The 12,300-nt window shown below is 74.7% G+C and carries 11 protein-coding genes and 2 pseudogenes; 3 read left to right on the forward strand and 10 right to left on the reverse strand.

Features of this window, described 5'->3' with window-relative positions; genetic code table 11:
* Positions 1-4: 4 nt before the first annotated feature.
* The 4 genes and pseudogenes from frr to rpsB form a co-directional block, all read right to left on the reverse strand.
* Positions 5-562, reverse strand: coding sequence for a ribosome recycling factor (gene frr, locus ACFPK1_RS18785; protein WP_378022468.1), 558 nt, complete (start codon positions 560-562; stop codon positions 5-7).
* 13 nt (positions 563-575) lie between these two features.
* Positions 576-1,322: a UMP kinase gene (gene pyrH / locus ACFPK1_RS18790; protein WP_133825399.1), complete on the reverse strand. Its 747-nt coding sequence runs from the start codon at positions 1,320-1,322 to the stop codon at positions 576-578.
* A 104-nt stretch (positions 1,323-1,426) separates the two neighbouring features.
* Positions 1,427-2,251: a translation elongation factor Ts gene (tsf, locus tag ACFPK1_RS18795; RefSeq protein ID WP_378022469.1), complete on the reverse strand. Its 825-nt coding sequence runs from the start codon at positions 2,249-2,251 to the stop codon at positions 1,427-1,429.
* 220 nt (positions 2,252-2,471) lie between these two features.
* Positions 2,472-3,332 (reverse strand): annotated as a pseudogene (gene rpsB, locus ACFPK1_RS18800) (30S ribosomal protein S2); the annotation flags it as partial.
* A gap of 500 nt (positions 3,333-3,832) precedes the next feature.
* Here rpsB and ACFPK1_RS18805 point away from each other — a divergent pair.
* The gene (locus ACFPK1_RS18805) at positions 3,833-4,411 is read left to right on the forward strand and encodes a peptidoglycan DD-metalloendopeptidase family protein (protein ID WP_378022470.1); all 579 of its coding nucleotides are present in this window, start codon (positions 3,833-3,835) and stop codon (positions 4,409-4,411) included.
* A gap of 6 nt (positions 4,412-4,417) precedes the next feature.
* On the opposite strand, the gene ACFPK1_RS18810 is transcribed toward ACFPK1_RS18805, so the two are convergent.
* From ACFPK1_RS18810 to ACFPK1_RS18825, 4 genes and pseudogenes are all read right to left on the reverse strand, one after another.
* Complete coding sequence (locus ACFPK1_RS18810; protein ID WP_378022640.1) at positions 4,418-5,275, reverse strand: FliA/WhiG family RNA polymerase sigma factor; 858 nt, start codon at positions 5,273-5,275, stop codon at positions 4,418-4,420.
* A 283-nt stretch (positions 5,276-5,558) separates the two neighbouring features.
* Positions 5,559-6,515, reverse strand: a complete 957-nt coding sequence (locus ACFPK1_RS18815) for a tyrosine-type recombinase/integrase (protein WP_378022471.1) — start codon at positions 6,513-6,515, stop codon at positions 5,559-5,561.
* Positions 6,516-6,875: 360 nt separating this feature from the next.
* Positions 6,876-8,099 carry a DNA-processing protein DprA gene (gene dprA, locus ACFPK1_RS18820; RefSeq protein ID WP_378022472.1) on the reverse strand — a complete coding sequence of 408 codons (1,224 nt, stop codon included), beginning with the start codon at positions 8,097-8,099 and terminating at the stop codon, positions 6,876-6,878.
* Positions 8,096-9,427: pseudogene (locus tag ACFPK1_RS18825) on the reverse strand (YifB family Mg chelatase-like AAA ATPase); the annotation flags it as partial. The pseudogene ACFPK1_RS18825 and the gene dprA, both read right to left, overlap by 4 nt.
* 125 nt (positions 9,428-9,552) lie before the next feature.
* Here ACFPK1_RS18825 and ACFPK1_RS18830 point away from each other — a divergent pair.
* Positions 9,553-9,831 (forward strand): hypothetical protein, encoded by a 279-nt coding sequence (locus ACFPK1_RS18830; protein ID WP_378022474.1) that lies wholly within the window; start codon positions 9,553-9,555, stop codon positions 9,829-9,831.
* Between the two features lie 2 nt (positions 9,832-9,833).
* A complete protein-coding gene (locus ACFPK1_RS18835; protein ID WP_378022475.1) occupies positions 9,834-10,205 on the forward strand; it encodes a hypothetical protein in 372 nt (123 codons plus the stop codon).
* A gap of 407 nt (positions 10,206-10,612) precedes the next feature.
* Here the strand turns inward: ACFPK1_RS18835 and ACFPK1_RS18840 are convergent, their stop codons facing one another.
* Positions 10,613-10,894, reverse strand: a complete 282-nt coding sequence (locus ACFPK1_RS18840; protein WP_378022476.1) for a hypothetical protein — start codon at positions 10,892-10,894, stop codon at positions 10,613-10,615.
* Positions 10,887-12,299, reverse strand: a complete 1,413-nt coding sequence (locus ACFPK1_RS18845) for a protein rep (protein WP_378022641.1) — start codon at positions 12,297-12,299, stop codon at positions 10,887-10,889. Before ACFPK1_RS18845 ends, ACFPK1_RS18840 begins: the two co-directional genes overlap by 8 nt.
* Position 12,300: the final 1 nt, after the last annotated feature.

Here is a 12,300-nt window from a genome sequence, read left to right on the forward strand (position 1 = left end):
GACCTCAGACCTCGAGGAGCTCGGCTTCCTTGTTCTTCACGAGGTCGTCGACCGCGGCGACGTAGCGCGCGGTGACGCTCTCGAGCTCCTTCTCGGCGCGCTGTTCCTCGTCCTCGCCGGCCTCGCCGTCCTTGACGATGCGCTGGAGCTCGCTCATGGCGTTGCGACGCACGCTGCGGATGGACACCTTGGCGTCCTCGCCCTTGCTGCGCGCCACCTTGACCATGTCCTTGCGGCGCTCCTCGGAGAGCTGCGGGAACACGACGCGGATGATCTGGCCGTCGTTGCTCGGGTTGACGCCGAGGTCGGAGTCGCGGATCGCGCGCTCCATGCTCTGCAGCTGGCTCGCGTCGTAGGGCTTGATGACCGCCATCCGCGCCTCGGGCACCTGCACCGACGCGAGCTGGTTCAGCGGGGTCCACGCGCCGTAGTACTCGACGTTGATGCGGTTGAACATCGCCGGGCTCGCGCGACCGGTGCGCACGCCGCCGAGGTCCTCCTTGGCGACGCTGACCGCCTTCTCCATCTTCTCCTCGGCGTCGAGGAGCGTCTCGTCGATCATGTGTCGCCTCTCCTCAGGAGCCGGATGGGGTGTGGACCAGCGTGCCGATCCTCTCACCCCGCACCGCGCGTGCGATGTTCCCGTCGACCAGCAGGTTGAACACCATGATCGGCATGTTGTTGTCCATGCACAGGCTGAAGGCGGTGGCGTCCGCGACCTTCAGGCCCTTCTCCAGCACCTCGCGGTGGGAGATCTCGTGGAACATCGTCGCCGTGGGGTCGAGCTTGGGGTCGGCGGTGTAGACGCCGTCGACACCCTTGGCCATGAGCACGATCTCGCACTCGATCTCCAGCGCGCGCTGGGCGGCCGTGGTGTCGGTGGAGAAGTAGGGCATCCCGACGCCGGCGCCGAAGATGACGACGCGGCCCTTCTCGAGGTGGCGCATCGCGCGCCGCGGGATGTAGGACTCGGCGACCTGGCCCATGGTGATCGCGGTCTGCACCCGGGTGTCGATGTGGTGCTCGCGCTCGAGGAAGTCCTGGAGGGCCAGGCAGTTCATGACCGTGCCGAGCATGCCCATGTAGTCCGCGCGCTGGCGCTGCATGCCGTAGCGGTGCAGCTCCTCGCCGCGGAAGAAGTTGCCGCCGCCGATGACGACGGCGATCTGGATGCCGGAGTTCACGACGTCGGCGATCTGGCGGGCGACGGTCTGCACGACGACCGGGTCGACCCCGACCCCGCCGCCGCCGAACATCTCGCCGCCGAGCTTGAGCAGGACCCGGCGATGTCCGGAACGGGCATCGGGGCCCGCGTCCGACACGGTCTGGGGACTGGCCACGCGCTCTCCTCCCACCGACGGGGACGTGCTCTGCGAGTGCGTCGGGGGCGGGGCCGGGCGTGGACCCGGCCCCGCCCCCGCACGACTCAGGGCTGGCCGACCTCGAAGCGCGCGAAGGTACGGACGGACACGCCCGCCTCCTCCAGCACCTTGCCGACCGTCTTCTTGTCCACGGCCACCGAGTCCTGCTCGAGGAGCACGGTGTCCTTGTAGTAGCCGTTGAGCCGACCCTCGACGATCTTCTCGAGGATCTTCTCGGGCTTGCCCTCCTCGCGGGCGGTGGCCTCGGCGATGCGCTTCTCGTTGTCCACCACGTCCGAGGGGACCTCGTCGCGGGTGGTGTAGAGCGGGCGCGCCGCCGCGACCTGCATGGCCGCGCCGCGGGCCGCCTCGGCGGCCTCGTCGCCGTCGCCGGTGTAGCCGACGACCACGCCGATGGCCGGCGGGAGGTCCGACGAGCGACGGTGGAGGTAGGTCGCGGTCGGGCCGTCGAGCAGCGCGACACGGCGCAGCTCGAGCTTCTCGCCGATGCGCGCCGAGAGCTCCTGGACCTTGTCCTCGACCGTGCCCTCACCGAGGGACGCGGCCTTGAGCGACTCGAGGTCCTTGGTGCCGCTCGCGAGCGCCACGCCGAGGATGTCCTCGGCGAGCTGCACGAAGTCGGCGTTCTTGGCGACGAAGTCGGTCTCGGAGTTGAGCTCGATCATCGCGCCGTCGCGGGCGGCCACCACGCCGTTGGCGGTGGTGCGGCCGGCCCGCTTGCCGACGTCCTTCGCACCCTTGATGCGCAGGGCCTCGACGGCCTTGCCCATGTCGCCCTCGTTCTGCTCGAGGGCCTTCTTGCAGTCCATCATCCCGGACCCGGTGAGGTCCCGGAGCTTCTTCACGTCCGCAGCGGTGTAGTTCGCCATGGTGCGGCTCTCGTCCGTCCTCGTGTCGTGTGGGTGCTGGCGATCGGTGGGCCGACCGTCAGCCGGCCCCGCCCTGCGGGGTCGGGGCGCCGTTCTGCTGCCCGGCCTCGGGCGCGGCGGCGATCGCGTTGTCGTCGCTCTCCGAGTTCGCGTCGACGGTGCCGGCGGTGCGCTCGGGGCGGCTGACCGGCGTGGTGTCGTCGCCGATGGCGTTGGTGGTCGCCTCGGCCTCGGGGGTCGCGACCGGCGCGTCGCCGGGGGCGTCCACCGCGGAGCTGGTGCTGCCCTGCTCCAGGCCGGTCGGCGCGCTGGCGCCGTCCCCGCCCTGCGCCATGAGCTCCTGCTCCCACTCGGCCAGCGGCTCGTCCTCGCCGCGCTCGCCGCCGTCGCGCTGGCCGCGGGCCTGCAGGCCGTCGGCGCACGCCTGGGCGACCACGCGGGTCAGCAGCGCCGCCGACCGGATGGCGTCGTCGTTGCCCGGGATCGGGTAGTCGACCTCGTCGGGGTCGCAGTTGGTGTCGAGGATGGCGACGACCGGGATGTTGAGCTTCCGGGCCTCACCGACCGCGATGTGCTCCTTCTTGGTGTCGACCACCCACACCGCGCTGGGCACGCGGCCCATGTCGCGGATACCCCCGAGGGTCTTCTCGAGCTTGTCGTGCTCGCGGGTGAGCATGAGGATCTCCTTCTTGGTGCGACCCTCGAAGCCCCCGCTCTGCTCCATGGCCTCCAGCTCCTTGAGCCGCTGGAGGCGCTTGTGCACGGTCTGGAAGTTGGTGAGCATGCCGCCCAGCCAGCGCTGGTTCACGAACGGCATGCCGACGCGGCGCGCCTGCTCGTCGATGGCCTCCTGGGCCTGCTTCTTCGTGCCGACGAAGAGCACCGTGCCGCCGTGGGCGACGGTCTGCTTGACGAACTCGTAGGCGCGATCGACGTAGGACAGCGTCTGCTGCAGGTCGATGATGTAGATGCCGTTGCGCTCGGTGAAGATGAAGCGGCGCATCTTGGGGTTCCAGCGGCGGGTCTGGTGACCGAAGTGGACACCGGAGTCCAGCAGCTGGCGCATCGTGACGACGGCCATGCGGTGGAACGACCTCTCTCGGCGGCCCGGCACGTCGACCGGACCTGGCGGTTGTCGCGACGGTCCCGGTCGGGCCGTCGCCCTGGTGCCCTCGGTGAACCGGTCCCGGCAACCCGCTCGGAGGCGGGACCGCCCGGGTGCCGGCAGCGCACGAGCGTGCGAGCGCTTGCGAGGACACGCGAAGTCGGCCCGTGCACCCCCACGACAGTGGAGACGACGAACCGCTGGTCACGAGTGTACCCGCGCGCCTCCTCCCGCTTCCCCGCGCCCTCGCCGACGCACGGGGTGGTGTCAGCGTGGGGGCCACGCTGACGTCCAACGTCAGGAAACCCGCCCGCTCGATCGCGCGAGACACCCGGGTCGGGCGACGTCGGAGATCACCAGGACGGGGTGCACCTCGGACGGCGCCACGAGGTGCGTGGGGTCCTGCTGATCTCCGGGATGCGGGGTCCTCGCCCGGTCGAGGGAGCCGATCGGGCCCCGGCTGCGTCCAACCCCGTGTGACCCGTCGTCCCCCGGCCGCCGTCGTGCTCGCCGCCCTGATCTCGGCCCTGCTCGCCGGACCCGCCGCCGCCGCGCCCGCTCCCCCGCCCGTCGTGCCCGTCGGCGCCTTCGGGTGGCCCGTCGCCGGGGTGGACGGGCGCGCCGCGCCGGCCACCGCGGGCGCCCCGGGCACGGTGACGCGGCTGTTCGACCCGCCGCCGCACTACTACGGCCGCGGGCACCGGGGCGCCGACGTGGCGGGGCGGCCGGGGCTCGCGGTGATCGCCGCGGGCGACGGGGTCGTGGTGTTCGCCGGCCGGGTGGCCGGGCGCGGCGTGGTCTCGGTGGAGCACGCCGCCGGGCTGCGCACGACCTACGAGCCGGTGGCGGCCGCCGTCGCGCCGGGCGCGCGGGTCCGCCGGGGCGACACGCTGGGCGCGCTCGAGCCCGGGCACCGCGGCTGCCCCGTCGCCGCCTGCCTGCACTGGGGCCTGCGCCGCCCGTCGGCCGACCCCGCGGCGGGCGCGCTCGAGTACCTCGACCCGCTCCTGCTGCTGGGGCTCGGCCGGGTGCGCCTGCTCCCGACCGGCCCCTGAGGCGCCTCAGGCGTGCTGGAGCTCGGCGAGCCGGGCGCGCAGCCGCATCACCGCGCGCGTGTGCAGCTGGCAGACCCGCGACTCGGTGACCCCGAGGACCCGCCCGATCTCGGCGAGGGTCAGGTTCTCGAAGTAGTAGAGGCCGACGACGGTGCGGTCGCGCTCGGCGAGCTGCCCGACCGCCTCGGCGAGCAGGCGGCGGGTCTCCCGGTCCTCCATCGCCGAGAGCGGGTCCTCGGCGCCGGTGTCGGGCAGCGAGTCGGCGAGCGACGGCGCGCCCGCCCCGTCCACCGACCCGCCCCCGCGGCCCGCGGCGACGAGCTCGTCGAGCGCGGCGACGCTGGTCATCGCGATCTGCCCGAACGTCGAGCGGAGGTCCTCGGTGGAGGTGTCCAGCTCGGCGGCGAGCTCGGAGTCACTGCACGAGCGCTGCTCGCGGCCCTCGAGGCGCTCGATGGCGCGCTCGATCTCGCGGGCCCGGGAGCGCACCGAGCGCGGCACCCAGTCCTGGGAGCGGAGCTCGTCGAGGATCGCGCCGCGGATGCGCTGCATCGCGTAGACCTCGAACTTCCGGCCGCGGTCGGGCTCGAAGCGCTCGATGGCGTCGACGAGGCCGAAGATCCCGCACTGGATGAGGTCCGCGACGTCCACGTGGGCGGGCAGGCCGGTGCCCACGCGGCCGGCGACGTACTTGACCAGTGGCGCGTAGTGCAGCACCAGCCGGTCCTTGGTCGACTTGCGCGGGTCGTCCGCGTAGGCGGCCCAGAGGTCGGCGATGCCGGCCTCGACCATCGCCTCCTCGTCGGCGCCGCCCGGCGAGGCACCGCCGAGCGTCGCGGGCAGGACGTGGCCGTCGGGGGCCACGGCAGGAGTCGCCGGCTGCTGGTGGCGCGACCCGTCCGCCGGCGCGGGCACCGGCGCGAGGGCCGTGGCGCCGTCGGTGGCGGGACCGGCCGGGTCGCGGCGCCCGGGAGCCCGGCGGCGCGGCGTGCGGGCGGCGACCCCGGCGGCGCGCACGGCGGCGTCCGAGTTCGACCCCGGCAGGGCCGGCAGCGGGCCGGTCTGCGGCCCGGTCACGGAGCCACCCTGCGCTGCGTCGTCGGCGGACATCGTCGCCACGGGCACCCGCGCGGCGCCGCCCCACGCCTCAGGCACGGGGGTGGGCGGTGTCGTGAACGGCCCGCAGCCGCTCGGCGGACACGTGCGTGTACAGCTGCGTCGTCGCCGGTGACGCGTGCCCCAGCAACTCCTGGACGCTCCTCAAGTCCGCTCCCCCCTCGAGCAGGTGTGTCGCCGCCGAGTGCCGGAGCCCGTGCGGCGCGATGTCGGGTGCCCCCGGGACGGCCCCGGCGGCGTCGTGCACGACCCGGCGCGCGATGCGCTGGTCGAGCCGGCCGCCGCGGGCGCCCAGCAGGAGCGCCGGTGGTGACGTCGGGACGGCGAGCGCCGGGCGCCCCTCCCGGCGCCAGGCCTCGAGCGCGGTGGCGGCCGGCGCGCCGTAGACGACGGTGCGCTCCTTGCCGCCCTTGCCGAGGACCCGCAGCGTGCGGCGGCCGTCGTCGACGTCGTCGACGTCCAGCCCGCACAGTTCCGCCACCCGCACACCGGTGGCGTAGAGCAGCTCCAGCAGCAGGTGGTCGCGCAGCGCGACGGGGTCACCCTCTGCCGCACCGGAGGCCGCCGCCTGCAGGGCGGCGGCGGCCTGGTCGGCGCGCAGCACCTCGGGCAGGCGCCGGTGGGCCCGCGGCGACGCGAGCCGCGCGCCCGCGTCGGTGGCCGCGCGCCCGGTGCGGGCCGCCCACGCGGTGAAGGTGCGTGCCGCGGCCGCCCGGCGCGCCAGCGTCGTGCGGCTCGCGCCCCGCGCCCGCACGGCGGCGAGCCAGGCGCGCAGGCCGGCGAGGTCGAGCGCGTCGAGGTCGAGCGGCGCGTCCTCCCCGGCGTCGGGCCCGCGGAGGTGGGCGAGCAGGGACGTCACGTCGCCGAGGTAGGCCCGCACGGTGTGCGGCGAGAGCGCTCGCTCGTAGCGCAGGTGCGCGGCGAACGCCGCGAGGTGGGCCGCGGAGCCCTGCTCGCGCTCGGCGTCCGGGTGCCGCGGCCCCGGCACGGCACCGGACGGGACGGATCGGTGGCCCGCAACGTGACGCGCGGCATCCGGACCGGTCGGTTCGGTGGCTCCCGACCCGCCCGGAGTCCCCGCACTGCCGGTCTCGGCGAACGCGGAGCGTGACGAAATCACCGGGTCGAAGGGGAACTCACGAGAGGCCCCTCGACCGGGTGACCGCGGCGGCGCGGGCAGCCGTCGAGCTGCGTCGTCGGGAGAGAACGTGCCGGTCATCGCCGTGAAGACTCCCGATCCGGGTGGCGACGGTCAAGCACCGACGCACCGCGTTCGGTGACCGTCGGCGACGGTCGGGGAGCGGTTCCATTCGTCGCGCTCTGCAACCGTTCGTCGCTCTGTGCCTGTTCACCCGGGTCGGCGACGCCACCGCCCACCGTGTTCCGAGACCAGTCCACGGGCCTCGAGATCCCTCAGGTGGGTGTCCGCCTCCGCGAAGTCGACCCCGGCGTCATGGGCCAGACGTACGGCTGTGCGCGCCGCGTGGAGGGGAAGCGCTTCACGCATACGCATCGCACCCGGGTCAAGACCGTCCGTCGGACGCACCGGGGTACCCGGTGGAGGGGCGAGCCCGTCCCCCACTGGACTCATCTCCTCGACGACGTGCTCGACCCGGCCGACGACCGACACCTCCGGGCGGCGGGCGAGCTCGTGGCACCCCAGCGACATCAGCGACGTGACCGGCCCGGGCACCACCATGACCGCGCGCCCCAGCGCCCCGGCGACGAGCGCGGTCCGCATGGCGCCCGACCGCGCGGCGGCCTCGACCACGAGCGTCCCCGCCGTGAGCGCCGCGATGAGCCGGTTGCGCACCAGGAACCGGTGGCGCGCCGGCGTGGCACCGGGCGGGTACTCGGTGACCACCAGCCCGCGCTGGCCCACGTGCTCGAGCAGCGAGGCGTGCCGGGGCGGGTAGGCGCGGTCGATGCCGCAGGCCAGCACGGCCACCGTGTCGCCGCCGACCGCCAGGGCCCCGCGGTGCGCCGCGCCGTCGATCCCCAGCGCCGCCCCCGACACCACCGTCAGGCCCCGGTCGGCCAGCTCCGCGGCCCAGTCGCGGGCGACCCACAGGCCGTACTCGCTCGCCGCGCGCGCCCCGACCACGGCGACCCATCCGGACGGGCCCTCGTCGAGGCGCAGCGGACCGCGGGCCCACAGCGCCAGCGGGGCGGCCGGGCCGTCGCGGGTCGCGGGCCCCTCGAGCCCCGGCGCGCCGTCGGGCCCGGCCACGACGCCGAGCCCGGCGAGCGCGACGGCCGGCCACTCCGGGTCCTCGGGCACGATGAGCCGCCCGCCCCGTGCGGCGAGCAGCGCCAGGTCGGCCTCCGCCCGGTCGGTGCCCCGCCGCGCCGAGGTCTCCCGGGCGACCTCGGGCGGCAGCGCGCCGGGCCCCTCGGTGACCCCGGCGCGGACCCGGCGGGCGGCCGCGACCGGGCCGTGCTCGTCGACGAAGGCCGCGAGCGCCGCGGCCGGGGGCTCGGCGACCCGCGAGAGGTAGGCACGGGCGAGCAGCACCTCGCGGTCGACCGGGACGGCGTCCACCGAGCTCGGCGGCGTCGACAGGATGCTCACGCGACCTCCTCGCCCGACGCCGCCCCGGACCCGCTCTCGGTGACGAAGCCCTTGAACCCGACGGCCTCCTCGACGTCCGGCAGCTCCGGGCCCGGCGCCCCGCGCAGGTCGGCGACCGTCCACGACACCCGCAGCGCACGGTCGACCCCGCGGGCGGTCATCGCCCCGGTGCGCAGCTGGCGCTCGAGGACCTCGGCGGCCGCGCGGGGCAGGCGCCCGTGCCGGCGCAGCTCGGGGCCCGGCACCTCGGCGTTGGTGCGCCACCCGGCGTCGCGCCAGCGCTCGCGGGCGGCCGCCCGCGCGGCGAGCACCCGGGTCCGCACCGCCGCGGTGTCCTCCGGGACCTCCTCGAGCGGTTGCGCCGAGCGGCCGTCCCACGACAGGGCCTCGACGGCGCGCAGGGTGACCCGGAGGTCGACGCGGTCGACCATCGGCCCGGAGAGGCGCTGGGTGTAGCGGCGCTTCGCGAGGTCCGAGCAGGTGCAGTCGGTGGGCTTGGGCGGCGCGCAGGGGCACGGGTTCGCGGCCATCACGAGCTGGAAGCGCGCGGGGTAGCGCACGACGCCGTCAGTACGGGCCAGCCGGACCTCGCCGTCCTCGAGGGGGGTGCGCAGCATCTCCAGCACGTGCGGGCCGAACTCGTAGATCTCGTCGAGGAAGAGCACGCCGCGGTGGGCGAGCGACACCGCGCCCGGGCGGGCGAGCCCGCTGCCGCCCCCGACCAGCGCGGCGGACGACACCGAGTGGTGCGGGGCGACGAACGGCGGCGCCGCGGGGAGCGCCTCCTGGGGATCGAGCGCGCCCGCCAGCGACCGGACCGCGGCCACCTGCAGCGCCGAGTCGACGTCGAGGTCGGGCAGCAGGCCGGTCATCCGGCGCGCCAGCATCGTCTTGCCCGAGCCCGGCGGGCCCACCATGAGCAGGTGGTGCCCGCCGGCCGCCGCGACCTCCACCGCCCGCCGCGCGGCGAGCTGCCCGACGACGTCCGCGAGGTCCTCGCGCGGGCCGCCGCCCTGCCGGCGGGCGGCGCCGCCGCGGACCGTCAGCAGCCGCCCGTGGTCGCCGCGCAGCCACGCCAGCACGTCGGAGAGGTGCTCGGCGCCCAGCACCTCGAGCCCGTCGACCAGGCCCGCCTCGACCGCGGCCGCCGCCGGCACCACGGCCCGCTCCACCCCCAGCCGCCGGGCGGCGAGCAGCGCCGGGAGCACGCCCCGGACCCCGCGCACCCGCCCGTCGAGGGCCAGCTCGCCGAGCAGCACCACCCCGCGCAGCGACGCCACCGGCACCGCCCGCGCCGCCGCGAGCACCGAGCAGGCCAGCGCGAGGTCAATCCCAGGGTCATTACGGTGCTCGGTGACACTTTCGGTGTCAGCAGCGATGCAGCACATAGAACGGCCCCGGGCGGCGGTGCAACGCCGGCTCCGGGGCCTCGACCGGGAGGGCCCCCGATCTGATGAGCATCATCCCCGATGTGAACCGCCACGACCTAACCCTGCTCGCCGAACTCGCGGTCGGCGGCAGGATCGACATCCGAAGCGCCCGGATGGAGCCCAGCAAGCGGTACAGGATCGACGTCCGCGACCCCGAGCTGACGACCATCTACATGAACCGGCACGACCACGCCCCCGCCGACCTCGCAGCCGGCCTCATCAGAGCACTCGAGCGGGTGCGCCAGTACCGCGAGGAGCAGCGCCGCGCCGGGTTGCGCGTGATCCAGGGCGGCGCGCAGTGACCGTGACCGCGCTGTGGCGAGCGACCTCGATCGACGCCCCGTACTTCGGTCGAGGCAGCTTCTGGACGCCCTCCCGCGCACGAGCTGAGTGGTACACGACCACACCCGGCTTCGGCGGCCCGAAGCTGTACCGCACCGAGGTTCCCGACTCAGCCTCGATCCTCGATCTACGGCGCGACCCGTGGCGCGTCCTCGATGAGCAGTTCGGCCTCGACCGCCACGACTACGACGCCGCGCCGGATCACGAGTTGCTCGCCGATCTCGTCCCGCTCCTTGCCGCCTCCGGCGCGGCCTGGGCGCCGTTCTGCATCGGCACCGACGAGGAGTGGATTCGGCTCGCCGATGACGCGATGGTCGTCGCCGCGGAGACATAGACGCACCGGGCCCCGGCTCTGGTCACCTGACCGGGGTCGGGGCCTGTGTCGAGCGCGGGGTCGAGCTGTAGGTCTTGCCGTCCTGACCAGTGATCGTCGGTCGAGGTGCGTCATTTGACGCACCTGCACGGCGTTGCGGACGGCCTTCCTGTCCATCCCCGTCGCACTGGCGATCGCGCGCTGGGACAGCCCCGCCTCGCGGAGCCTGCGGCCCGGCTCCTGGTCACCCTGACCGGAGTCGGGGTCCGGTCAGGTCCCGACCTGCGGGAATCACATTGGTCTGACGGTCACCAGTAGGCACAGCGGTCAGGCCACGGCCCGTAGTCGTCGAGTTCGCGGTCGAGTCGTCATCGGCTAATGGCGCAGATGCGCCATTACCCCCATTCGAGTGACGGGTCGGGGCCCGGTCAGGTCCCGACCTGCGGGAGCGTGACCCCGGACGCGGCGAGCGCCTCGGTCGTGGACGGTGTCCCCTGCGGGCGGTGCTCGTCGTCCCGGACGACCCACCTGATCCGCTGGCCCGACTGCGCCATGCCCAGCACCGTGTCGACGACCTCGCGCAGCTCCAGTGCACTGTCCTCACCACCGACACTGTCGCCGTCGACACCGCACTCGACGTGCCACCACAGCTCCGGCGGGTCGCTGTCCTCGTCGACCATGCTCGACAGCTCCGCCACCAGATCACGCACGACCGCTCACTCCCCCTCGTCGTGGGGCGACCAGCACCGCCCGGGCGCCCGACACCGGACGAGGACGGTCGCACACCCGACCCCGCCGCGGGGCTGCAGCGGGCGACGACCACGTCAGACCCCGCGCATCGAGCCACCGGCCGGCCGCAACGATCCCGTCCCGATCGGCGACCCAGCGCAGCTCGTCGGACGCGGTCGTGTCCCCGATCTCCGACCACGTCTCACGGGTGAGCGCGATCTGGTCCTCGCCCGCGCCCTCGTCCTGGGCGATCTCCTCGTCGGTGCGCTCCCGCCGCAGCCCCGCCCACGCCCGCAGGTCGCGGCTCTTGGTCGACCACGTGAGCTGCCGACGCCGGTGCGAGGCCTGCTCGAACTCCCGCCACAGCGCGATGTCGCGGGCGTCACCGGTCTCCGCGGCATCGCGGCCGATCGCGAACGGCGAACGCCCCGCGCGGGACTCCTTCGTGATCGGCGAGGTCACCTCACGCGCCGCCTTCACGAAGTACTCGGCCAGGCCGTTGTGGCCGGGCCGGACCCGCTCGGCCTGTACGCCGTGCACCGGCGTGGAGTCGAGCCCGTCGCGGCGTAGCTGCGCGTCCCAGCGCCGCCACATCCGCATCGCGATCCGCTGGGCGACGTCCTCGTCGAGGTCCTGGCCGAAGCACAGCACCGCGTGGAGGTGTGTATGCCAGCCGTTGCGCGGCGAGTGCGTGACCTCGGTGACCTTCGCCCAGCCCCGGAGACCGACGCTGTCGACCGTCCAGCCGCGGCCGGAGGTCACCCGCTCCCAGGCCTTCGCGACCGCCGACCACAGCTCGGCGAGCGGCTGGCTCGCGTTGTGACGCAGAGTCAGCGTGACCATCCAGGACGACCCGCCCTCGGCGTGCACCTTCTCCAGCACCGTCGCCAGGTCCGACGCCCGCTCCGCGGCCACCTTCGCCGCACAGCAAGGGCACGCCCACACCGACCCGCACGACACCAACCCGGTGAACCCCGCCGCGTGCCCGCCACCGGTGCGCAGGATCGGCGCCCCGGTCCCGGTCCGCGTGACCTTCCCGCAGCGACGCAGGCTGTCCAGTGACGTGACCTTGCGCAGACCGCGGCGCAGTCCGTGTCGCGCCCGGCGGCGTTCGTCGGCGAGTTGGGCCTCGTCTGCCTCCCCGCCCGGGTGGCCGGGCTCCGCGGGAAGACTTGCCCACGTGTTACCAAGACCGGCGCCTGGCGGGCGCGCTGCGCCGCCTCCGGCGGCGCGCGCGCGGGCGATGACTCTTGTCTCCGCCCCGTCCCGCCCGCGCGCCTCCTCGGGTGCACTGCTGGCCCTGTCGGCGAGGTCGTGGTCACCCACAGGGAAGGCGCCTCCGGCGGGCCTCGGCTCCCAGGATGGGGAGCAGGGCCGGTCCCCCATC

Source organism: Actinomycetospora rhizophila, assembly GCF_042657905.1.
In the GTDB taxonomy this organism is placed as follows: Bacteria; Actinomycetota; Actinomycetes; order Mycobacteriales; family Pseudonocardiaceae; genus Actinomycetospora; species Actinomycetospora rhizophila.